The organism is Halomonas kalidii (assembly GCF_030010475.1).
GTDB lineage: Bacteria > Pseudomonadota > Gammaproteobacteria > Pseudomonadales > Halomonadaceae > Halomonas > Halomonas heilongjiangensis.
Map to the genome: position 1 here is coordinate 43,653 of NZ_JASCQN010000050.1, position 22,439 is coordinate 66,091.

The window sequence follows — 22,439 nt, forward strand, 5'->3', positions numbered from 1 at the left end:
TTCGCGTATCCGGCCGGTGGATCCGGCCATCGTTGAAGCCCACTGCTGACGCCCCAGGGAGAGATGCCATGCCCACATCCGATCATGCCGACATGCCGATCGATCGCCCGTCCAAGGCCGAGATCTCTCGTTCGGACAAGTCCCGTTCGGAGAAGTCGAAGTACAAGCGCATCCTGCTGAAGCTCTCCGGCGAGGCGCTGATGGGTGAGCACGATTTCGGTATCGACCCCAAGGTGCTCGACCGCATGGCGCTGGAGATCGGCCAACTGGTCGGCATCGGCGTCCAGGTCGGCATCGTGATCGGCGGCGGCAACCTGTTCCGCGGCGCCGCCCTCAATGCCGCGGGCATGGACCGGGTCACCGGTGACCACATGGGTATGCTGGCCACGGTGATGAACGCCCTGGCCATGCGTGATGCCCTGGAGCGCTCCAACATCCGCTCGCGGGTGATGTCGGCGATTCCCATGAGTGGTGTGGTGGAGCACTATGACCGTCGTACCGCCATCCGCTACCTCACCTCCGGGGACGTGGTATTGTTCTCGGCCGGCACCGGCAATCCCTTCTTCACCACCGACTCGGCGGCCTGCCTGCGCGGCATCGAGATCGACGCCGACGTGGTGGTCAAGGCCACCAAGGTCGATGGGGTCTACGACAAGGATCCGGTCAAGTTCGACGACGCGGTGAAGTACGACCAGTTGAGCTATGACGATGCCCTCGACCAGAAGCTCGGGGTGATGGATTTGACCGCCATCTGCCTGGTGCGGGACCATGACATGCCGGTTCGGGTCTTCAACATGAACAAGCCGGGCGCCCTGCTGAATCTGGTGGTGGGCGGCGAGGAAGGCACGCTGATAGACAGAGGTTGACAACGTGATCAATGACATCAAGAAGGATGCGGAATCCCGCATGAAGAAGAGCCTCGAGGCCCTTCATGGCAACCTGAACAAGATCCGCACCGGGCGTGCGCACTCCAGCATCCTGGATTCGGTGACCGTGGACTACTACGGCACCCAGGTGCCGCTCAACCAGGTGGCGAACATCAACACCGAGGATGCGCGTACCCTGTCGGTGGTGCCCTGGGAGCAGAACATGGTGCCCAAGATCGAAAAGGCCATCATGACCTCCGATCTCGGCCTGAACCCCTCGACTGCCGGCAACAACATCCGCGTGCCGATGCCGATGCTGACCGAGGAGACCCGCAAGGGCTACATCAAGCAGGCCCGCCAGGAAGCCGAGCACGCCCGGGTGGCGGTGCGCAACGTGCGCCGCGATGCCAACGGTGATATCAAGGCGCTGCTCAAGGAGAAGGAGATCACCGAGGACGAGCAGCACCAGGCCGAGGAGGCGATCCAGAAGTTGACCGACAAGTACATCGCCGACATCGACAAGACGCTGGAATCCAAGGAACAGGACCTGATGCAGGTCTGAGGATGGTCGGGTGACCCTCTCCTCGCGGCCCTGGCGCGCCGAGTGAGGGCCCGCCCGGCCCGGCACACTCCCCCACGCGAGACATCATGACGTCACCGCAGCCCCCCAAGCCCCGCTCCGGGGATAGCGACCAAGCTGCCCCCGAGGGCGGGGTGCCACGCCATGTGGCCATCATCATGGACGGCAACAACCGCTGGGCGAAGGCCCGCGGCCTCTCCGGTGTCCGCGGCCATCGTGCCGGCGTCGAGGCGGTGCGCGCCGTGATACGGCGTGCCGCCGAGCGTGACATCGAGACCCTGACCCTGTTCGCCTTCTCCAGCGAGAACTGGAAGCGTCCCAAGGCCGAGGTGAGCGCGCTGATGGAGCTCTTCCTGATGGCGCTCAAGCGCGAGGTCAGGAAGCTCCACGACAACGGCATCCGCCTCTCGGTGATCGGCGACCGCACGGCCTTCTCCGACTCGATCCAGAAGTACATCGCGAAGGCCGAGGAGAAGACCCGCGACAACACCCGCATGCACCTGGTCGTCGCCGCCAACTACGGCGGTCGCTGGGACATCGCCGGTGCCGCCCGGCGCCTGGCCGAACGGGTCGCCGCCGGCGAGCTCTCTCCGGATGCGATCGACGAGCATGCCATGGACGGTGAGGTCTGCCTGGCCGCTGACGCGCCGGTGGATCTCTGCATTCGCACCAGTGGCGAGCAGCGCATCTCCAACTTCCTGCTGTGGCAGATGGCCTATGCGGAGCTCCATTTCACGCCGCTGCTGTGGCCCGATTTCGATGCCGAGGCCTTCGATCTGGCGCTGGCCGACTTCCAGCGTCGCCAGCGACGCTTCGGCATGACCGACGAACAGGTCGAGGCGCAAGGTGCTTAGACAGCGGATCCTCACCGCGGCCTGGCTGGCGCCACTGATGCTGGCCGGGCTGTTCGGCCTCTCGGGGGGCGCCTTCGCGCTCTTCACCGGGGGCATCGTGCTGCTCGCCGGCTGGGAGTGGACCAACCTGGCCGGCGTCGAGGAGCGCGACAATCGCCTCCTGCTGGTCGGTGCCCTGGCCGGGCTGATGGCCGTGATGTGGGCCGGCGGCGCCGCCCTGGCGGCCTGGCCGCTGTGGCTGGCGGCGGCGGGCTGGCTGACCAATCTCTACTGGGTCTCCCGCTACCCCGAGCGGCGGGTACAGTGGCAGTCCACGCCACGACGCCTGGCCATGGGGCTCTGGGTACTGCTGCCGGCCTGGGTCGGCCTCAACGTGTTGCGCGACTCCGGTGCCATCTGGCTGCTGTTCGTGCTGCTGCTGGTGTGGTGCGCCGATATCGGCGCCTACTTCGCCGGCCGCGCCTTCGGCAAGCGCAAGCTGGCACCGAGGGTCAGCCCCGGCAAGAGCTGGGAAGGGGTAGGGGGCGGGATGGCCGCCGCCGCGCTGCTGGCGGTGTGCTATGCCATCTGGCAGGGGCTCGGCGCCGGCGGTGGCCTGATCCTGGTGGCGGCGGCCCTGGCAGTGACCCTGGCCTCGGTAGTGGGCGACCTGCTCGAGAGCATGCTCAAGCGCCACCGCGGCATCAAGGACTCGAGCCACCTGCTGCCCGGTCACGGCGGTGTGCTCGATCGCATCGACAGCCTGACCGCTGCACTGCCGCTGTTCGCGCTGCTCTACCTGGGAGCGCTGTAGATGACCGGCACACTCGCCCACCCGCGCACGGTGACCGTACTGGGGGCCACCGGCTCCATCGGGTCCAGTACCCTGGACGTGATCGCCCGCCATCCCGAGCGCTACCGGGTGCACGCCCTGACCGCCCACCGTTCCCGCGAGGCACTCCTTGCCCAGTGTCGTCGGCATCGGCCCGCCGTGGCCGTGCTCGAGGCCGAAGCGGATGCCGTCTGGCTGCGCGAGCGGCTCGGCGAGGCCGGACTCTCCACCGAGGTGCTCGCCGGGGGCGAGGCGCTGGTCGAGGTGGCGGAGGCGGGCGAGGTGGACGTGGTGATGTCGGCCATCGTCGGTGCCGCCGGCCTGCTGCCGACCCTGGCCGCGGTGCGCGCCGGCAAGCGGGTGCTGCTGGCCAACAAAGAGGCGCTGGTGATGTCCGGGGCGCTGTTCATGGAGGCCGTGGCCGGCTCCGGGGCGACCCTGCTGCCCATCGATTCCGAACATAATGCCATCTATCAGTGTCTACCAGCCGAGCACCGCGGCGGGCTGAGGCGTCATGGGGTCACCCGGCTGCTGTTGACCGCCTCCGGTGGCCCCTTCCGCGGCTGGGCCAGTGCCGAGCTGGCGGCGGTGACCCCGGAGCAGGCCTGCGCCCACCCCAACTGGTCCATGGGGCGCAAGATCTCGGTGGACAGCGCCACCCTGATGAACAAGGGGCTCGAGCTGATCGAGGCGTGCTGGCTGTTCGACGCCCGCCCCGAGCAGGTGCAGGTGGTGGTGCATCCGCAGAGCGTGATCCACTCCATGGCCGCCTACGCCGATGGTTCGGTGATCGCTCAGCTGGGCAATCCGGACATGCGTACGCCGATCGCCTTCGGACTGGCCTGGCCGGAGCGCATCGACGCCGGGGTCGAGGCCCTGGACCTGTTCGCGGTGGCGCGGCTCGACTTCGAGGCCCCTGACGAGGTGGCTTTCCCCTGCCTGCGCCTGGCGCGGGAGGCGATGGCCGCCGGCGGCACGGCACCGGCGGTGCTCAATGCCGCCAACGAGGTGGCCGTGGCGGCCTTCCTCGAGGGCCGGCTCGGCTTCACCGGGATCGGCGAGCTGGTGGCCCGGGTGCGTGACGCCCGGCCGGTGGAGGTGGTCGCCGACCTCGAGACGGTTCTCGAGGCCGATGCGCGAGCCCGCCAGGCGGCGCGTGACTGGCTGAACCGTTGCTGATGCAACCCTTACTGCAACCCGACAGGAGACCGCCTTGGGCGTGATCCAGAACGTGCTGGCCGTCATCGTGGTGCTGGGCCTGCTGATCACCTTTCATGAGTACGGTCACTTCTGGGTGGCACGGCGCTGTGGTGTCAAGGTGCTGCGCTTCTCGGTAGGCTTCGGCAAGCCGATCTGGTCCCGTGTCGACCGCCACGGGACCGAGTTCGCCGTGGCCGCGATTCCCCTCGGTGGCTACGTCAAGATGCTCGACGAGCGCGAGGCGCCGGTGCCCGTCGACCAGCTCGACCGGGCCTTCAACCGTAAGACGGTGTGGCAGCGTATCGCCATCGTCGCCGCCGGCCCCCTGGCCAACTTCCTGCTCGCCATCGTCGTCTACTGGGCGCTGTTCGTGGTCGGCACGACCACCGTGGCGCCGGTGATCGGTGACGTCACGCCCGACTCGCCCGCGGATCGTGGGGGCCTGCGCCCCGGCCAGGAGATCACCGCGGTGCAGGGGCAGGCGGTACGTTCCTGGGACGAGATCAACCTCAAGCTGATCGCGGCCATCGGGGTGAACGGTGAGCTCAGCGTCGATGCCCGCGACGACGCCGCTGCCACTTCCCGTGAGCATCGCCTGCCGGTGGAGGACTGGCTGGTACGCCAGGACCCGCCCCAACCCCTGCCCAGCCTGGGGGTCACCCCCTGGCGCCCGCCCTACCCGGCGGTGCTCGGCCAGGTCGTCGAGGGCGAGGCGGCGGCGGCGGCCGGGCTCGAGCCCGGCGACGAGGTGGTCGCGGTGGACGGTGCCCCGGTCGACGACTGGATGCACTTCGTCGATACCGTTCGAGCCAGCCCCGGTGAGACCCTCGACCTCGAGGTGCTGCGTGACGGGGAACGGCTCCGGCTCTCCATCACCCCCGGGCGCAACGAGCTCGAGGAGGGGGGCGCCATCGGCTACATCGGGGCCGGCGTCGAGCCGGTGGCGTGGCCCGAGGAGTATCGCCGCGAGATCCGTTACGGCCCGGTGGCGGCGGTGGGCCACGCCGTGGCGCGCACCGGCGAGATGACGGTGCTGACCCTGGATGCCATCCGCAAGATGCTGGTCGGGCTGATCTCGCCGACCAACCTCTCGGGGCCGATCACCATCGCCCGGGTGGCCGGCGACACGGCGCGCACCGGTCTCGAGAGTTTCGTCAGCTTCATGGCCTACCTGTCGATCAGCCTGGCGGTGCTCAACCTGCTGCCGATTCCGGTGCTGGACGGCGGTCATCTGCTCTACTATTTCGTCGAAGTCGTGCGCGGTCGGCCGGTGTCGGAGCAGACCCAGGCCATCGGACTGCGCATCGGCCTGGCGCTGGTCGGCACCCTGATGCTGATGGCGGTCTACTTCGATCTGATGCGACTCTGGTAGCGCGCGAACGCGTGGGCGGCACAAGGAGGTGGGGCCCGGTCTCCAGCCTTGTCAGTTACCCGCACAAATGTATAAGGTGCCTGTTCTGGACAGGATTGGCAGATCAACGCGAGCGAATCGACTGCATGAAAATCAAGACCATCGGATTGGCGACACTGCTGCTCGCCGGGGCCACCCTGGCCCAGGCGGAACCTTTCGAAGTTTCCGACATTCGGGTAGAAGGACTGCAGCGGGTCTCCGCGGCCTCCGTATTCAATGCCTTTCCTGTCAGCGCCCGCGATCGCGTGGATGACCGTGAACTGGCGGAGGCGACGCGCAACCTGTTCGCCACCGGCCTGTTCGAGGACATCCAGCTCGCCCGCGACGGCGACGTCCTGATCATCCAGGTGGTCGAGCGCCCCACCATCACCCGCCTCAACATCACCGGCAATAGCCAGATCGGCGACGACGAGTTGCGCCAGGGCCTCGAGGAGGCCGGCCTGGCCGAAGGCCAGGTGCTGCAGCTCTCCACCCTGGAGGAGATCCAGCGCGAGCTCGAGGGGGTCTACCAGGGCCAGGGCCGCTACAGCGCGACCATCGATGCCAGCGTCGAGGAGATCGACGAGGGCCGGGTCGAGGTCGACATCGACATCAACGAGGGGGCGGTGGCGAGGATCCGCCAGATCAACATCGTTGGCAACCAGGACTTCGACGACGAGACCCTGCGCGACGTCTTCGAGCTCGACGACCGGCCCGGGCGCCTGTTCGGCTGGTTCTCCAGCGACGAGTACTCCCGAGAAGCGCTCTCCGGCGACCTGGAGCGGCTGCGCTCCTTCTATCTCGATCGTGGCTACGTGAACTTCGCCATCACCTCGACCCAGGTCTCGATCAGCCCCGACAAGTCGCAGATCTTCATCACCGTGAATGTCGACGAGGGGCGCCAGTACCGCCTGGGGGACATCCGCTTCGTCGGCGACCTGAAGATCGGCGAGCGCGAGGCGCGTGACCTGCTGCAGGTGGAGAGTGGCGAGATCTTCTCGCGCAGCGACGTCACCGCCTCCTCCGAAGCACTGCGCTCGCGCCTGGGTGCCGAGGGCTTCGCCTTCGCCAACGTCGACGGCGTGCCGGAGATCGCCGCCGACGGCGAGACCGTGGATCTCACCTTCCGGGTGGATGCCGGGCAGCGCGCCTACGTGCGGCGCATCAATTTCATCGGCAACACCACCACCCAGGACGAGGTGCTGCGCCGCGAGATGATCCAGCTCGAGGGGGCGCCGGCCTCCACCGAGTCGATCAGCCAGTCGCGCCAGCGCCTCGAGCGTCTCGGCTTCTTCCGCCAGGTCGACGTCGAGACCCAGCCGGTGGCCGGCGAGTCCGACAAGCTCGACGTCACCTACACCGTCGAGGAGCAGCCCTCGGGGTCGGTGTCGGCGAGCATCGGCTTCTCCCAGAGCGCCGGCGTGATCTACGGCGCGGCGCTGGCCCAGAACAACTTCCTCGGTACCGGCAACCGCGTGAATATCGGCGCCCAGCGCAGCGACACCTTCACCAGCGTCAACTTCGGCTTCACCGATCCCTACTGGACCCTGGACGGCATCTCGCGGGGCTACAACCTCTTCTACCGCGAGACCGACTACGAGGACTCCGATATCTCCACCTACTCCACCGACGCCTACGGTGGTGGCATCAACTTCGGCTATCCGATCAACGAGTTGACCCGGCTCAACTTCGGCGCCTCGGTGGAGGACCTGTCGATCAAGACCTACAGCGACACGTCCCAGGAGATCCAGCAGTACGTGGAGGACCAGGGCGCCGACGCCCAGAGCCTCAAGCTCACCGCCAGCTGGACCCGCAACAACCTCAATCGCGGCATCATGCCCACCGCCGGCAACTACCAGCGCCTGTCGCTGGAGAGCGCCGTACCGGGCAGCGACGCCGAGTACTACAAGCTCCGCGCCCAGGCCCGCCAGCTCTTCCCGCTCAGCGAGGCCCATGACTGGGCCCTGAAGTTCAGCGGCGAAGTGGGTTATGCCGACAGCGTCGGCAACGACCCCTATCCGTTCTACGAGAATTTCTTTGCCGGCGGCCTGGGCTCGGTGCGCGGCTTCACCGCCAATACCCTGGGGCCGCGGGCCACCCCGCCCCCGGGCGGCGACCGCGACCGCACCCTGGGCGGCAACGTGATGATGCAGGGCAGCGCCGAGCTGCTCTTCCCGCTGCCCTTCGTCGAGGACCGCCGCTCGATGCAGACCTCGCTGTTCGTGGATGCCGGCAACACCTTCCTGACCGACTGCTATGCCACCCAGGACGGCACCTCGAACTGCAGCTCCGGCGTCGACCTGGGCGAGTTGCGCTACAGCGTGGGCATCGGCCTCTCCTGGCTGACCCCGGTGGGACCGCTGACCTTCAGCATCGCCGAGCCGCTCAATGACGAGAGTGGCGACGATACCCAGTTCTTCCAGTTCTCGCTCGGCCAGACCTTCTGATCGAGCCTTGCAAGGAGCAAGACCATGCGCCACTTGACCGCCGCCCTCAGCCTGCTGCTGCTCGCAGCTCTCGCCTTGCCGGCCCAGGCCGCCGAGGTGGCCATGCTCGACTGGCGCCGTGCCTTGATGGAGACCGATGCGGCCCAGCGTTCCATGAGCGACCTGGAGGGCCGCATCGGCGGCCAGCAGCAACAGGCCCGGTCGCTGGGCGAGGAACTGCAGCAGATGCAGCAGCGCCTGCAGCAGGAAGGGGATGCGATGTCCGAGTCCGACCGCCAGTCGGCCATGCAGGAGTTCCAGCAGAAGGGCGCCGAGTTCGAACAGCTCCGCGGCCAGATCATGCAGGCCCAGCAGCAGGCCGAGCAGCAGTTCCTGCAGGAGGCCGAGCCCAAGCTGGAGCAGGCCGTGGACCAGGTCATCGAGCGTCACGGCGTCGAGGTGCTGGTGGAGCCCCAGGGGGTGCTGCACGCCGACCGTGACTTGCCGGACCTGACCGACGAGGTGACCCAGGTCCTCAATTCGCTCTTCTGAGCGGGCGACTCAACCGGATCAGGTCCCATGACGCATCCAGACTCCCCCACTTTCACCCTCGGCGAGCTCGCCGAGCGACTCGACGCCCATCTGATCGGCGATGCCGGCCGACGGGTGAGCGGCCTGGCCACCCTGCGGGACGCCGGGCCCGAGCAGGTCGCCTTCCTGGCCAACCGTGCCTATCTCAAGGACCTGCCGGGCACCCGTGCCGCCGCGGTGCTGCTCTCGCCCGAGCTTGGCGAGGAGTGCCCGGTGGACCGGCTGGAACTGGCCAACCCCTACCTGGCCTATGCCGCACTGTCGCGGCTGTTCGATCCCCTGGCCAGTCGTGCACCGGCGGGCATCCACCCCTCGGCGGTGGTGGCGAAGAGTGCTCGTCTCGGCGAGAGGGTCGAGGTCGGCCCCCAGGCGGTGATCGAGGCGGGCGCCACCCTGGGCGACGACGTGGTGATCGGCCCGGGCTGCGTGGTCGGCGCCGATTCGGGTATCGGCGCGGGATCTCGCCTGCATGCCAATGTCACCATCTGCCATGGCGTGATGATCGGCGAACGGGCCATCCTGCACAGCGGCTGCGTGATCGGCGGCGACGGCTTCGGCTTCGCTCACGACGGCGCGGGTTGGCACAAGATCGCCCAGCTCGGCGGCGTGGTGCTGGGCGACGACGTCGAGGTGGGCAGTTGCTCGAGCATCGACCGCGGGGCGCTGGGTGACACGGTCATCGGCAACGGCGTCAAGATCGACAGCCAGGTGCAGATCGCCCACAACGTGCAGATCGGCGATCACAGCGCCCTGGCCGGTTGCGTCGGCATCGCCGGCTCCACCCGGGTGGGGAAGCACTGCATGCTCGGCGGTGGCGTGGGACTCTCGGGCCATCTCACCATCTGCGACGGGGTGCAGGTCACCGGGATGAGCCTGGTGACCAACTCGATCCTCGAGCCGGGAGTCTATTCGTCGGGCACCGGGGCAATGAAGAACGCCCAGTGGCGCAAGAATGCCGTGCGTTTCAAGCAGCTCGACGATCTCGCCAAGCGACTGGTGCGACTCGAGAAGTCCGGGCGTGGCGGCTGAGGCCGCCACGCTCGTGAACGCTGTCGTGGAGGGGAGGGCGGTTGAGCGCACGGTGAGGGGCGCTATAATCCACCGCCTGTCCGACGGCCGAGGCCGCCGGCTCGTGCCCGCCGTGCCGCGGGCATTTCGTCATTTCAGAGGTCGTAACGATGGTAATGGACATCAACGAGATTCGTGAGTATCTGCCCCACCGCTATCCCTTCCTGCTGGTGGACAGGGTGACGGAGCTTGCCCTTGGCGAATCCATCGTCGCCTACAAGAATGTCAGCATCAACGAGCCGTTCTTCAATGGCCACTTCCCCCACCACCCGATCATGCCCGGGGTGCTGGTGATCGAGGCGCTGGCCCAGGCCTGCGGCATCCTCGGCTTCAAGACCGTCAACAAGCTGCCCGCCGACGGCTATGTCTACTACCTGGTCGGCAGCGACAATGTCCGCTTCAAGCGCCCGGTGATGCCCGGCGACCAGCTGGTGCTGCGGGCCGACGTGGTTCGCGAGAAGCGCGGCATCTGGAAATTCGCCTGCCGGGCCACGGTGGCCGGCGAGCTGGCCTGCGAGGCCGAAATCATCTGTGCCGAGAGGAAGGTCGCTTGATTCATCCCACTGCCATCATCGATCCCGCGGCGCGCTTGGCCGACGACGTCGAGGTGGGGCCCTTCTCGGTGATCGGGCCCGACGTCGAGGTCGGGCCCGGGAGCCGGATCGGCCCGCACGTGGTGGTCAAGGGCCCCACCGTGCTCGGCGCACGCACCCGCATCTTCCAGTTCGCCTCGGTGGGCGAGGATTGCCAGGACAAGAAGTATAGCGGTGAGCCGACTCGCCTGGTGATGGGGGACGACAACGTCATCCGCGAAGGGGTGACGCTGCACCGCGGCACCGTCCAGGACCGTGGCGAGACCACCATCGGTTCGCGCAACCTGTTCATGGCCTACGTGCATGTGGGCCACGATTGCGTGATCGGCAACGACTGCATCCTGGCCAATCAGGTGACCCTGGCCGGCCACGTGGCCCTGGGTGACCACGCGATTCTCGGCGGACTCTCCGCCATTCACCAGTTCTGTCACTTCGGTGCCCACGCCATGGCCGGCGGCGGCTCGATCATCACCAAGGATACCCCGGCCTACGTGATGATCAACGGCAACCCGGCCGAGGTCCATGGCCTCAACCTGGTGGGGCTCAAGCGCCGTGGCTTCTCGAAGGAGGCGATCAAGGCACTGGGCGAGGCCTACAAGCTGGTCTACCGCCAGGGGCTGACCGTGGAGCAGGCGCTGAAGGGGATTCGCGAGCGCTTCTCCCTGCCCGAGACCGAGGTCTTCGCCACCTCCATCGAGGTGTCGACCCGCGGTATCATCCGCTGATCATGGTATCGCCGAGATGACGGTTCGACGCGTCTACCTCGTCGCGGGCGAGCTTTCCGGCGATATCCTCGGCGCCGGCTTGATGCGCGCGCTCAAGGCGCGCCACCCGCGCGTCGAGTTCCGTGGCATCGGCGGCCCGCGCATGATCGCCGAGGGCATCGACAGTCGTTTTCCCCTGGAGACCCTCTCGGTGATGGGCCTGGTGGAGGTGATCAGGCACCTGCCCGCGCTGATCCGGGTCAGGCGTACCCTCCGGCAGGATGCCCTCGACTGGCGGCCCGATATCATGGTCGGCATCGATGCCCCCGACTTCAACCTGGGGCTGGAGCGTCAGCTGCGCGAGGCCGGTATCACCACCGCCCATTACGTCAGCCCCTCGGTGTGGGCCTGGCGCCAGGGCCGGGTCAAGGGCATCGCCAGGTCCGTCGATGCCATGCTCACCTTCCTGCCCTTCGAGGCGGCCTTCTATGCTCGCCACCGGGTGCCGGTGGCCTTCGTCGGTCATCCGCTGGCCGACGAGTTGCCGCTGGTCAACGATCGCACCGCCACGCGACGTGAGCTGGGACTGGCGCCCGAGGCGCCGGTGCTTGCCGTGCTGCCGGGTTCCCGGGCCAACGAGATCCGCTTCCTCGGGGCGACCTTCCTCGACGCCGCCGAGAGGCTCTGTGCCTCGCGTCCCGAGCTGCGGGTAGTGGTGCCGGCGGCGACGCCAAGGCGCCGCGAGGAACTGGAGTCGCTGCTGGATATGCGGCCTGGCCTGGCCGAACGGGTGAGCCTGCTCGACGGCCAGGCCCGGGAGGCCATGGTGGCCAGCGACGCGGTGCTGCTCGCCTCGGGCACCGCGGCGCTGGAAGCGATGCTCTGCCATCGCGCCATGCTGGTGGCCTACAAGATGGCCCCGGCGACCCATTGGCTGGCCAGGCGGCTGGTCAAGACCGAGTGGATCTCGTTGCCCAACCTGATCGCCCGCGAGGCGCTGGTGCCGGAACTGATCCAGGAGGCGGCGACCCCGCAGGCAATTGCCGAGCGGCTCGCGGCGATGTTCGACGATGCCGAGGGGCGTGCGGCCCTGGAGACTCGCTTCGCCGAGATGCATGCAGGGCTGCAGCGTGATGCCAGCCGCCGCGCGGCCGAGGCGATAGAGGCGCTGGTGGAGGGTCGCGCGCTGCCCGAGAGCGTCTCGACCCTGGAGGCGACGCCCGAGGGGGTAGGCCAATGAGCAGCGTGCGTGACCTGCCGCCGCTGGAGATCGGCTATCGCGGCACCCGCCTGGCCGGGGTCGACGAGGTCGGTCGCGGCCCCCTGGTGGGTAGCGTGGTGGCGGCGGCGGTGATCCTCGACCCGGCCCGGCCCATCGCCGGGCTCTCCGACTCCAAGCAGTTGAGCGCCCGGCGGCGCGAGGCGCTGGATGCCGAGATCCGCAGCCGGGCGCTGGCCTTCGCCGTGGCCGAGGCGAGCGCCGCCGAGATCGATGAGCTCAATATCTATCATGCCACCCACCTGGCGATGCGGCGGGCCATCGATGCCCTGTCGGTGGCCCCGGAGTATCTGCTGGTGGACGGCAATCGCCTGCCCGGGCATCATGTTCCTGGCCAGGCGGTGGTCAAGGGCGATGCCCGCCATCCGGCCATCGCCGCCGCCTCGATACTCGCCAAGGTGGCTCGGGATGCCGACATGGTGACGCTGGATGCCCGCTATCCCGACTACGGCTTCGCCCGCCACAAGGGCTACCCGACCCGCGAGCACCTGGCCGCCCTGGAGCGTCTCGGCGCGCTTCCCGAGCATCGCCGCTCCTTCGGCCCGGTCAGGCGTCAGCTGGCGCTGTTCTGAACCACCAAACCCTTGAGTTCAACATGACCACGCCCTTCGTACATCTCCGCGTCCATACCGAATACTCCCTGGTCGATGGCCTGGTGCGGCTCAAGCCGCTGATCCAGGCGTCGGTGGCGCACGAGGCGCCGGCGCTGGCGGTCACCGACGAGGCCAACCTGTTCGGCCTGGTCAAGTTCTACAAGGGCGCCGAAGGCGCCGGCCTCAAGCCGATCATCGGGGCCGACCTGTGGCTGGCCAACCCCTACGACGAGGAGCACCCTTACCGGTTGACCCTGCTGGCGATGAACGACGTCGGCTATCGCAACCTCACCGAGCTGATCTCGCGGGGCTGGATGGAGGGGCAGCGCCAGGGCCGGGCGTTGCTCGACAAGGCCTGGGTGCTGGCGGCGAGCGAGGGGCTGATCGCGCTCTCGGGCGGTCGCGAGGGCGAGATCGGTCGGCACCTGCTCAGCGATCACCACGACGAGGCTCGCGCCCTGCTCGAGGGATGGAACGCCGCCTTCCCCGGGCGCTTCTACCTGGAGCTGATCCGCACCGGCCGGTCGATGGAAGAGGAGTGCGTGCACCTGTCGGTGGACCTGGCCATCGAGACCGGCACGCCGGTAGTGGCCACCAACGACGTGCGCTTCCTCGAGCGCGACGACTACTGGGCCCACGAGACCCGGGTCTCCATCGGCGAGGGCAAGGCACTCGACGACAAGCGACGCGAGCGGCGCTACACCGAGGAGCAGTACCTCAAGAGCCCCGCGGAGATGGCCGAGCTGTTCGCCGACATCCCCGAGGCGCTCGAGAACAGCGTGATGATCGCCGCACGCTGCAGCGTCGACGTGCGCCTGGGCGAGATATTCCTGCCGGAGTTCGCGATTCCCGAGGGCATGACCCAGGACGAGTTCTTCCGCAAGGTCTCCCATGACGGGCTCACCGAACGCCTCGACTTCCTCTATCCGGCCGAGAAGTACCCGCGCGACGGCGCCGAGTGGGCCGAGATCGACGCCCGCTACCGGCAGCGCCTCGACTTCGAGCTCGACATCATCATCCAGATGGGTTTCCCGGGTTACTTCCTGATCGTGATGGACTTCATCCAGTGGGCCAAGGACAACGACGTCCCGGTGGGGCCGGGGCGCGGCTCCGGTGCCGGCTCGCTGGTGGCCTACGCGCAGAAGATCACCGATCTCGATCCGCTGCAGTACGACCTGCTGTTCGAGCGCTTTCTCAACCCCGAGCGGGTCTCGATGCCCGACTTCGACGTCGACTTCTGCATGGAGAAGCGCGACCGGGTGATCGAGTACGTCGCCGACCGTTACGGCCGCAACGCCGTGTCGCAGATCGTCACCTTCGGCACCATGGCCGCCAAGGCGGTGGTGCGCGACGTGGCCCGCGCCCAGGGCAAGCCCTATTCGCTGGGTGACAAGCTCTCCAAGCTGATTCCCTTCGAGGTCGGCATGACCCTGGCCAAGGCCATCGAGGCGGAGCCGGCGCTCAAGGAGTTCGTCGAGAATGACGAGGAGGCCGCCGAGATCTGGGAGATGGCGGTCAAGCTCGAGGGCATCACCCGGGGCACCGGCAAGCACGCCGGCGGCGTGGTGATCGCGCCCACCAAGCTCACCGACTTCTCGCCGCTGCTGTGCGACGAGGAGGGCAACGGCCTGGTCGTGCAGTTCGACAAGAACGACATCGAGGAGGCCGGGCTGGTCAAGTTCGACTTCCTCGGCCTGCGCACCCTGACCATCATCGACTGGGCGCTGGAGATGGTCGACAAGGTGCGTGCCGTCAAGGGCGAGGGGCCGCTCAATATCGACAGCATCCCGCTCGATGACGGGCCCACCTTCGAGATGCTCAAGCGCGCCGAGACCACGGCGGTGTTCCAGCTCGAATCGCGTGGCATGAAGGAGCTGATCAAGCGCCTGCTGCCCGACTCGCTGGAGGACATGATCGCCCTCGTCGCCCTGTTCCGCCCAGGGCCGCTGCAGTCGGGCATGGTCGACGACTTCATCAACCGCAAGCACGGCCGCGCCGAACTCTCCTATCCCCACCCGGACTATCAGCACGAGTGGCTCAAGCCGGTGCTCGAGCCCACCTACGGCATCATCCTCTATCAGGAGCAGGTGATGCAGATCGCCCAGGTGCTGGCGGGCTACAGCCTGGGTCAGGCCGACATGCTGCGCCGCGCCATGGGCAAGAAGAAGCCCGAGGAGATGGCCAAGCAGCGCGCCGGCTTCATGGAGGGCTGTGCGGCCAACGGCATCGACAAGGAGCTGGCGGGTAACATCTTCGATCTGGTGGAGAAATTCGCCGGTTACGGCTTCAACAAGTCCCACTCGGCGGCCTACGGCCTGGTCTCCTACCAGACCGCCTGGCTCAAGGCGCACTATCCCGGCCCCTTCATGGCGGCGGTGATGTCCACCGAGATGGACAACCTCGACAAGGTGGTGCCGCTGATCGAGGAGTCGCGGCGAATCGGTCTTACCGTGACGCCGCCGGACGTCAATATCGGCGGCTACAAGTTCACCGTCGACACCGAGGGCCGGGTGGTCTACGGACTGGGTGCCATCCGTGGCGTGGGCGAGGGGCCGATCGGCGCCATCGTCGAGGCCCGCGAGGCCGATGGTCCGTTCGCCGACCTGTTCGACTTCTGCCGGCGGGTCGACCCCAGGCGTATGAACAAGCGCACCCTGGAGGCATTGATCCGCTCCGGGGCGCTGGACAACCTGGGGCCGAACCGCTCGGTGCTTGCCGCTGCCCTGGACGACGCCCTCAAGGCCGCGGCCCAGAACCAGGCCAACCAGAGCCTGGGCATGATCGACATGTTCGGCGAGGCCTTCGCCGACGAGGCGGCAGGGGATGCCTATGCCGACTACCTGACGGTGCGCGGCTGGACCGACAAGGAGCGCCTGGCCGGCGAGAAGGAGACCCTGGGGCTCTACCTGACCGGCCACCCCATCGACGAGTACGAGAAGGAGCTCGAGCGCTTCGTCTCCACCCGCATCAGCGATCTCAAGCCGTCGCGGGAGCCGCAGCGGGTCGCCGGGCTGGTGATCGGCGTGCGCACCATGAAGTCCAAGCGCGGCGACACCATGGCCTTCGTCACCCTGGACGATCGCACCGGGCGCATCGAGGCGTCGCTGTTCGGCGAGCTCTATGACCAGCTGCGCGGCCAGATCGAGGCCGATCAGGTGCTGATCGTCGAGGGCGAGGTGGCAAGCGACGACTACTCCGGCGGCCTGCGCCTGCGCGGCAAGGAGGTCACCCCCATGGTGGCGGCCCGCACCCGCTACGGCCAGGCGGTGGAGCTGTCACTGGACGGCGCCCGGGCCAACGGCCGGCTGGTCGACAGCCTGCGCGACAGCCTTGCTCCCTGGCGTGACGGCGATGGCCTGCCGGTACGGCTGCGCTACCGCAATGGCGAGGCCGTCGGCTGGCTGGAACTGGCCGATGAGTGGAAGGTCTCCCCCAGCGACGAGCTGCTGATCGCCCTGCGCGAGGTGCAGGGGCAGGATGGCGTTCGGCTGAAATACCGCTGAGCTTGTGAATCTCATGGCCCGGATTCCCTGGCGTCGAGGCATCGGGGCCGAGCCGGTGACAGCCCTTCGGGGAGGCGCTGTGAACCCGTCCCTGGGCGCAACATTTGCCATCCATGGCAAATGACCTCCCCTTAGGGCTGTCCCCGGCGCCCCGCGGCATGCGATGCAAGCCTGTGAAGGAGTCGCCTTGCGCCGCGCGTTGAGGGTGCGATAATGCCAGCCACTTCATTTCTCGCGCCGTGCCTGGCCTCGATGGTCAGGGCGGTGAAACACGACAAGGCATCTGGCCAATGAATCCCAACTATCTCGACTTCGAACAGCCCATCGCCGAACTCCAGGCCAAGATCGAGGAGCTGCGCCTGGTCGGCAACGACAGCCAGGTCAACCTCAACGACGAGATCGGCCGGCTCGAGGAGAAGAGCCGCAAGCTCACCGAGTCGATCTTCAAGGACCTGACCCCCTGGCAGGTCTCCCAGCTGTCGCGCCACCCCCAGCGCCCCTACACCCTGGACTACCTCGAGCATGTCTTCACCGACTTCGACGAACTCCATGGTGATCGCAACTTCGCCGACGATGCCGCCATCGTCGGCGGCGTCGCCCGCCTCGACGACCGTCCGGTGATGGTGATCGGCCACCAGAAGGGCCGCGACGTCAAGGAGAAGGTGCGCCGCAACTTCGGCATGCCGCGCCCCGAGGGCTACCGCAAGGCGTGCCGCCTGATGGAGATGGCCGAGCGCTTCCGGATGCCGGTGCTGACCTTCATCGATACGCCGGGGGCGTATCCGGGCATCGATGCCGAAGAGCGCGGCCAGAGCGAGGCGATCGCCTACAACCTGGCGGTGATGTCACGCCTCAGGACGCCGATCATCGCCACCGTGGTGGGCGAGGGCGGCTCCGGGGGAGCGCTCGCCATCGGCGTGTGCGACGAGCTCGCCATGCTGCAGTACTCCACCTACGCGGTGATCTCGCCGGAGGGCTGTGCCTCGATCCTGTGGAAGAGCGCCGAGAAGGCCTCCGATGCGGCCCAGGCCATGGGCATCACCGCCGAGCGGCTCAAGGAGCTGGGCTTCGTCGATACCCTGATCGAGGAGCCCCTGGGCGGCGCCCACCGCCATCCGGTGACCACCGCCGAGCGGGTCCGGGACTCGCTGCTGGAGAGCCTGGATCGCCTCGACGCCATGGACAGCGATGCCCTGCTCGAGCGGCGGTATGAGCGACTGATGAGCTATGGGGCGCCGGCATAAGCTTCGTATCTCGGCGACCTGGCCCTGTGGGGTCAGACCCCGGCGGTGTCGAATCCGCTCGTCACATGCACGATGACAGGCCTGGCAATTCGGCTGGGGTCTGACCCCACAGGGACAGCCTCGGCGATTTGCCTATCAGGGTGCGTGCCATGTCCCTTCAGCTTCTTATCGATGACGCCCTGGCCCAGACCCCGCCGGGGCATTGCGTCTGGGTCGCGCTCTCCGGTGGGCTCGACTCCTCGCTGCTGCTGACCCTGGCCGCCGATGCCTGCCGGCGTTACCCCCGTCCGCTCCGGGCCCTGCATGTGCACCATGGCCTGCAGGTCGCCGCCGATGACTTCGCGGCCCACAGCCGCCGGCTCGCCTCGCGGCTCGGCGTGCCGCTGTTTCTCGAGCGGGTCACCGTCGATCCGGTGGGAGCGGGCCTCGAGGGCGCGGCCCGCGAAGCCCGCTACGCCGCCTTCGCCCGGCGCGTCTCGCCCGGCGAGACCCTGTGGCTGGCCCAGCACCGCGACGACCAGGCCGAGACCTTCCTGCTCGCCGCCCTGCGCGGCAGCGGGGTGCGCGGCCTGGCGGCGATGCCGCCGCGCCGCGACTGGCAGGGCCGGGGGGTGGCACGCCCGCTGCTGGGTCGACCGCGAGCCGAGCTCGAGGCCGAGGCGGCCCGGCTCGACCTCGCCTGGGTCGAGGATCCTTCCAACGCTGACACCACCCTGGATCGCAACTTCCTGCGCCGCACCGTGATGCCGCTGCTCGAGAGCCGCTGGCCTCATGCCGGCGCGGCACTGGCCGCTGCTGCCGGGCATGCCGGCGAGGCCGATGCGTTGCTCGAGGCGCTGGCCGCACGGGATCTCGCACGCCTGGGCGGTGATGCCGAGCGGTTGCCCGTGGCGGAACTGGCCGAGCTCCCTGCGGAGCGCCGGCGGCTGCTGATCCGCTACGCCTCCGGGCAACTGGGGTTGCCCACGCCGCCGGCGAGGCGCCTGGAGACGCTGCTGGCGCAGCTCGGCGCACGACCCGATGCCGAGGTGCGGGTGGCGTGGCCGGGCGCCGAGGCGCGGCTCTGGCGGGACCACCTCTACCTGCTGGCGCCGGTATCGCCCCTGCCGGTGGGCTGGCAGGCCGACTGGGATGGTGAGGCAGCGCTGATGACGCCGTTGGGCGAGGTCGCAGTGGGCCTGGTGCGCGATGACGGTGAGCCGGTGCGGCTGCGGGTCGCCCCACGCCGGGGCGGCGAGTGGCTGCGACTGGCCGGGCGCGGTCGGCGGGACCTGAAGCGCCTGCTACAGGAGCTGGACGTGCCGCCCTGGGTCCGCGAGCGGCTGCTGGTGGTCCACCAGGACAGCGACACCGTGGCCGTGCTGGATGCCGGGGAGGGGCGCTGGCTCGCGGTCGCCGAGGGCTGGCTCAGCGACGCGCCAGGGCCAGCGGGAATCCGGCCGCCTGCTGGTAGCCGGCCTCCTGTTCGAGGTCGGTGAGCAGCAGCGCCTGGTCGTCGCCGCCGTCGAGCCGCAACCGCAGTCCGTCGCCGCTGGCCTCGAGGCGAGGCGGGGCGGGAGGCTGCTCGGGACGGGAGTGGTTGAGCAGTACCGCCAGGCGCAGTAGCCGGGCCAGTCGGGCATGGGAGCACTGCTCCGAGGCGGGCAGGGCCTGCCACTCCTTGAGCGGGAACTTGCGGCGGTGGGCGCGGACCAGGAAGGCCAGCAGCCGCTGCTCGGGCCGCGAGAAGCCGGCGAGATCGGAGTGCTCCAGCAGGTAGGCGCCGTGGCGATGGAACTGGCTGTGGGAGATCGCCAGGCCGATCTCGTGGAGCCGGCTGGCCCAGCCGAGGAAACGCGCCTGGTCGTCGTCGAGCCCCCAGGGCACGCGGACCTGCTCGAACAGGGCCCGGGCGGTGTCGGCCACATTGGACGCCTGGCGGGCGTCCACGCCGTAGCTGCGCTCGAGCCCGGCCAGGGTCTTGAGCCGCGAATCCTCCAGGCCGTGGCGTCCTACCATGTCGTAGAGCACCCCCTCGCGCAGGGCGCCGTCGGCGTAGCGCATCTGCTCGAGCCCCAGGGCCTCGAAGATGGCGACCAGAATCGCGACCCCGGCGGGGAAGACCCTCGCCCGGTCGGCCTTGAGGCCTTCCATGGCGACCCGGTCGAGACGCTTGCACGCGATCAGCCGTTCGCGCAGGTCGCGCAGCCCCTGGCGGGTGATCATCCCCTCGGGGGCGGCGCCCGCGGCGGCCATCACCGCGGCGGCGGCCTTGATGGTGCCGCTCGAGCCCACCGGGTCGGTCCAGCCCAGTTCCCGGTAGGGGCGGCGGATGCAGGCCAGCTCGGAGAGGGCGGCGAGCTCGGCGCGGCGCATGCGCTTCTCGCCGATCTCGCCGTCGCCGAAGAAGCGGCGGGTGAAGGTCACGCAGCCCAGGCGCAGGCTCTCCAGGGCCAGCGGTTCGAAGCGCTCGCCGATGATGAACTCGGTGGAGCCGCCGCCGATGTCGACGATCAGCCGTCGGCCATCTTCGGCCAGGGCGTGGGCGGCGCCCAGGTAGATCAGGCGCGCCTCCTCGCGACCGGCGACGATCTCGATGCGGTTGCCCAGCAGCGCCTCGGCGCGTTCGATGAAGGCCTGGCTGTTGGCGGCATCGCGCAGGGCGTTGGTGCCCACCACCCGCAGATGGCCGGGGGCGATGCCCTCGAGGAAGGGGGCGAAGCGGGCCAGGCACGCCAGGGCGCGCTGCATGGCCGGCTCGCTCAACTGGCCCTCGTCGTCCAGGCCGGCGGCCAGCTGGACCTTCTCGCCGAGCCGGGCCACCACCTGCAGCCGGTCGTCCTGGTAGTTGGCCACCAGCAGGTGGAAGCTGTTGGAGCCGAGGTCGATGGCGGCGAGGCGCCGCGGGGCCGTTGCCGGCCGGCTCGCGGGCACCCGGGAGCGGTGGGGGTGCCTGGCCGTGGGCTGGTTCATGCAGGTGTCCTTCGGTCGAGACGCCAAGGGTGCGGGCACCCCCGGGGCTTGTCAATTGTGGCGGCTCGTCCGGCAGGGGCTTGCGTTTGTCCGCGCCCTTGACTAGTATCGAGGCGTTCGCCTGTTCCGAATGCTTCCCGACCGTTACACGGCGTCCCCGTCTCGGTCAGTTTCCAAGTCGTCAGAAAGCCCACTGCGTCAGCGTGCAATCATGGCCATGTTGCCGTGAACCGCTGATCAGGCGAAAATGATGCTGCTCCCTCGAATCTGTCATCGCCGCGGTGACCACTTTTCCGGTCGCCTGCCCCCGGTCCGTACTTCCTGACGAGCCCCGCGATACGACGAGTGGATGCCTGCGAGGGCCCTGAACGCACTCACGCGGCGTATTCGTCTCGCCCCTGTCTTTCCGCATGGCGCACTGCCGCCCGGCTTCCAAGAGCAACTTCTGAACACACCGATGAATCTTACCGAACTCAAGCAAAAGCCAGTGCCGGAGCTGTTGGAGATCGCCCGCGAGATGGGCATCGACAACCTGGCACGGTCCCGCAAGCAGGACATCATCTTCGCCATCCTCAAGAAGCACGCCAAGAGCGGCGAAGCCATCTACGGCGATGGGGTGCTGGAGATCCTCCAGGACGGCTTCGGTTTCCTGCGCAGCGCCGACAGCTCCTACCTCGCGGGGCCCGACGACATCTATGTGTCGCCCTCGCAGATCCGGCGCTTCAACCTGCGCAAGGGCGACTCCATTTCCGGCAAGATTCGTCCGCCGAAGGAAGGGGAGCGCTACTTCGCGCTGCTCAAGGTCAGCGAGATCAACTTCGACAAGCCGGAGAACGCCAAGCACAAGATCCTGTTCGAGAACCTCACGCCGCTGTTTCCCCAGGAACGGCTGCGCATGGAGATCGGCAACGGCTCCACCGAGGATCTCACCGCGCGGATCATCGACCTGACCGCGCCCATCGGCAAGGGCCAGCGTGGCCTGCTCGTCTCGCCGCCCAAGGCGGGCAAGACGCTGATGCTGCAGAACATCGCCACCTCGATCACCCGCAACAACCCCGAGTGCCACCTGATCGTGCTGCTGATCGACGAGCGCCCGGAAGAGGTGACCGAGATGTCACGCACCGTGCGTGGCGAGGTGGTGGCCTCGACCTTCGACGAGCCGCCGGCGCGTCACGTCCAGGTCGCCGAGATGGTGATCGAGAAGGCCAAGCGCCTGGTCGAGCACAAGAAGGACGTGGTGATCCTGCTCGACTCCATCACCCGCCTGGCGCGAGCCTACAACACCGTGGTGCCCTCCTCGGGCAAGGTGCTCACCGGGGGCGTCGACGCCCACGCCCTGGAGAAGCCCAAGCGCTTCTTCGGTGCCGCGCGCAACATCGAGGAGGGCGGCAGCCTGACCATCATCGCCACCGCCCTGGTCGACACCGGCTCGAAGATGGACGAGGTGATCTTCGAGGAGTTCAAGGGTACCGGCAACATGGAGGCCCATCTCGACCGCAAGCTGGCCGAGAGGCGGGTCTACCCGGCGCTCAACATCCGCCGCAGCGGCACCCGCCGCGAGGACCTGATCGCCTCCGAGGACGAGATGCAGCGCATGTGGATCCTGCGCAAGCTACTCAATCCCATGGACGACACCGCGGCCACCGAATTCCTGATCGACCGTCTCAAGGACACCAAGACCAACCTGGAGTTCTTCGAGGCCATGAAGCGCCGCTAACGCCGGCGCCGCGGCACCGCAAAGGGGCAGATGTTATTCTGCCCCTTTCGTCGTTCGGGAAACGGGAA

The 22,439-nt window shown here is 68.2% G+C and carries 18 protein-coding genes; 17 read left to right on the plus strand and 1 reads right to left on the minus strand.

The genetic code is table 11. The features are described from left to right. Nucleotides 1-92: 92 nt before the first annotated feature. From pyrH to tilS, 16 genes are all read left to right on the plus strand, one after another. Nucleotides 93-866, plus strand: coding sequence for a UMP kinase (pyrH, locus tag QLQ85_RS16065; RefSeq protein WP_282740004.1), 774 nt, complete (start codon nucleotides 93-95; stop codon nucleotides 864-866). 4 nt (nucleotides 867-870) lie between these two features. Next, entirely contained in the window at nucleotides 871-1,428 is a 558-nt protein-coding gene (gene frr / locus QLQ85_RS16070; protein WP_282739920.1) for a ribosome recycling factor, read from the plus strand. An 86-nt stretch (nucleotides 1,429-1,514) separates the two neighbouring features. Then, the gene (gene uppS / locus QLQ85_RS16075; RefSeq protein WP_282739921.1) at nucleotides 1,515-2,300 is read left to right on the plus strand and encodes a polyprenyl diphosphate synthase; all 786 of its coding nucleotides are present in this window, start codon (nucleotides 1,515-1,517) and stop codon (nucleotides 2,298-2,300) included. Next, nucleotides 2,293-3,093 (plus strand): phosphatidate cytidylyltransferase, encoded by an 801-nt coding sequence (locus QLQ85_RS16080; RefSeq protein ID WP_282739922.1) that lies wholly within the window; start codon nucleotides 2,293-2,295, stop codon nucleotides 3,091-3,093. Before uppS ends, QLQ85_RS16080 begins: the two co-directional genes overlap by 8 nt. Then, complete coding sequence (gene ispC / locus QLQ85_RS16085; RefSeq protein ID WP_282739923.1) at nucleotides 3,094-4,290, plus strand: 1-deoxy-D-xylulose-5-phosphate reductoisomerase; 1,197 nt, start codon at nucleotides 3,094-3,096, stop codon at nucleotides 4,288-4,290. A 34-nt stretch (nucleotides 4,291-4,324) separates the two neighbouring features. After that, the gene (gene rseP / locus QLQ85_RS16090; protein WP_282739924.1) at nucleotides 4,325-5,683 is read left to right on the plus strand and encodes an RIP metalloprotease RseP; all 1,359 of its coding nucleotides are present in this window, start codon (nucleotides 4,325-4,327) and stop codon (nucleotides 5,681-5,683) included. A 125-nt stretch (nucleotides 5,684-5,808) separates the two neighbouring features. Further along, nucleotides 5,809-8,148: an outer membrane protein assembly factor BamA gene (bamA, locus tag QLQ85_RS16095; RefSeq protein WP_282739925.1), complete on the plus strand. Its 2,340-nt coding sequence runs from the start codon at nucleotides 5,809-5,811 to the stop codon at nucleotides 8,146-8,148. A 24-nt stretch (nucleotides 8,149-8,172) separates the two neighbouring features. Next, complete coding sequence (locus tag QLQ85_RS16100) at nucleotides 8,173-8,679, plus strand: OmpH family outer membrane protein (RefSeq protein WP_282719866.1); 507 nt, start codon at nucleotides 8,173-8,175, stop codon at nucleotides 8,677-8,679. A gap of 27 nt (nucleotides 8,680-8,706) precedes the next feature. Continuing rightward, nucleotides 8,707-9,747 (plus strand): UDP-3-O-(3-hydroxymyristoyl)glucosamine N-acyltransferase, encoded by a 1,041-nt coding sequence (gene lpxD, locus QLQ85_RS16105; protein ID WP_282739926.1) that lies wholly within the window; start codon nucleotides 8,707-8,709, stop codon nucleotides 9,745-9,747. Between the two features lie 149 nt (nucleotides 9,748-9,896). Next, nucleotides 9,897-10,340: a 3-hydroxyacyl-ACP dehydratase FabZ gene (fabZ, locus tag QLQ85_RS16110; RefSeq protein ID WP_110282967.1), complete on the plus strand. Its 444-nt coding sequence runs from the start codon at nucleotides 9,897-9,899 to the stop codon at nucleotides 10,338-10,340. Continuing rightward, the gene (gene lpxA / locus QLQ85_RS16115; RefSeq protein WP_282719867.1) at nucleotides 10,337-11,104 is read left to right on the plus strand and encodes an acyl-ACP--UDP-N-acetylglucosamine O-acyltransferase; all 768 of its coding nucleotides are present in this window, start codon (nucleotides 10,337-10,339) and stop codon (nucleotides 11,102-11,104) included. The genes fabZ and lpxA overlap by 4 nt, the downstream gene beginning before the upstream one ends. A 16-nt stretch (nucleotides 11,105-11,120) precedes the next feature. Next, entirely contained in the window at nucleotides 11,121-12,323 is a 1,203-nt protein-coding gene (gene lpxB, locus QLQ85_RS16120; RefSeq protein WP_282739927.1) for a lipid-A-disaccharide synthase, read from the plus strand. After that, on the plus strand, nucleotides 12,320-12,934 hold the full coding sequence (gene rnhB / locus QLQ85_RS16125) for a ribonuclease HII (RefSeq protein ID WP_282739928.1): 615 nt from the start codon (nucleotides 12,320-12,322) through the stop codon (nucleotides 12,932-12,934). Before lpxB ends, rnhB begins: the two co-directional genes overlap by 4 nt. 23 nt (nucleotides 12,935-12,957) lie before the next feature. After that, nucleotides 12,958-16,458, plus strand: a complete 3,501-nt coding sequence (gene dnaE / locus QLQ85_RS16130; RefSeq protein ID WP_282739929.1) for a DNA polymerase III subunit alpha — start codon at nucleotides 12,958-12,960, stop codon at nucleotides 16,456-16,458. A gap of 290 nt (nucleotides 16,459-16,748) precedes the next feature. After that, on the plus strand, nucleotides 16,749-17,702 hold the full coding sequence (gene accA / locus QLQ85_RS16135; protein ID WP_282739930.1) for an acetyl-CoA carboxylase carboxyl transferase subunit alpha: 954 nt from the start codon (nucleotides 16,749-16,751) through the stop codon (nucleotides 17,700-17,702). Between the two features lie 149 nt (nucleotides 17,703-17,851). After that, nucleotides 17,852-19,180, plus strand: a complete 1,329-nt coding sequence (tilS, locus tag QLQ85_RS16140; protein ID WP_282739931.1) for a tRNA lysidine(34) synthetase TilS — start codon at nucleotides 17,852-17,854, stop codon at nucleotides 19,178-19,180. Here the strand turns inward: tilS and ppx are convergent. Next, a complete protein-coding gene (gene ppx / locus QLQ85_RS16145; protein WP_282739932.1) occupies nucleotides 19,110-20,654 on the minus strand; it encodes an exopolyphosphatase in 1,545 nt (514 codons plus the stop codon). The two genes, tilS and ppx, sit on opposite strands and share 71 nt — an antisense overlap. Nucleotides 20,655-21,111: 457 nt before the next feature. Here ppx and rho point away from each other — a divergent pair, with 457 nt between their 5' ends. After that, complete coding sequence (gene rho, locus QLQ85_RS16150; RefSeq protein ID WP_102627000.1) at nucleotides 21,112-22,371, plus strand: transcription termination factor Rho; 1,260 nt, start codon at nucleotides 21,112-21,114, stop codon at nucleotides 22,369-22,371. The last annotated feature ends 68 nt before the right edge of the window (nucleotides 22,372-22,439 follow it).

Coding starts and splice junctions, on each gene's coding strand:
- pyrH (WP_282740004.1), top strand. CDS start 93: ATGCCGATCGATCGCCCGTCCAAGGCCGAGATCTCTCGTTCGGACAAG.
- uppS (WP_282739921.1), top strand. CDS start 1,515: ATGACGTCACCGCAGCCCCCCAAGCCCCGCTCCGGGGATAGCGACCAA.
- ispC (WP_282739923.1), top strand. CDS start 3,094: ATGACCGGCACACTCGCCCACCCGCGCACGGTGACCGTACTGGGGGCC.
- bamA (WP_282739925.1), top strand. CDS start 5,809: ATGAAAATCAAGACCATCGGATTGGCGACACTGCTGCTCGCCGGGGCC.
- QLQ85_RS16100 (WP_282719866.1), top strand. CDS start 8,173: ATGCGCCACTTGACCGCCGCCCTCAGCCTGCTGCTGCTCGCAGCTCTC.
- lpxD (WP_282739926.1), top strand. CDS start 8,707: ATGACGCATCCAGACTCCCCCACTTTCACCCTCGGCGAGCTCGCCGAG.
- fabZ (WP_110282967.1), top strand. CDS start 9,897: ATGGTAATGGACATCAACGAGATTCGTGAGTATCTGCCCCACCGCTAT.
- lpxB (WP_282739927.1), top strand. CDS start 11,121: ATGACGGTTCGACGCGTCTACCTCGTCGCGGGCGAGCTTTCCGGCGAT.
- rnhB (WP_282739928.1), top strand. CDS start 12,320: ATGAGCAGCGTGCGTGACCTGCCGCCGCTGGAGATCGGCTATCGCGGC.
- dnaE (WP_282739929.1), top strand. CDS start 12,958: ATGACCACGCCCTTCGTACATCTCCGCGTCCATACCGAATACTCCCTG.
- accA (WP_282739930.1), top strand. CDS start 16,749: ATGAATCCCAACTATCTCGACTTCGAACAGCCCATCGCCGAACTCCAG.
- tilS (WP_282739931.1), top strand. CDS start 17,852: ATGTCCCTTCAGCTTCTTATCGATGACGCCCTGGCCCAGACCCCGCCG.
- ppx (WP_282739932.1), bottom strand. CDS start 20,654: ATGAACCAGCCCACGGCCAGGCACCCCCACCGCTCCCGGGTGCCCGCG.
- rho (WP_102627000.1), top strand. CDS start 21,112: ATGAATCTTACCGAACTCAAGCAAAAGCCAGTGCCGGAGCTGTTGGAG.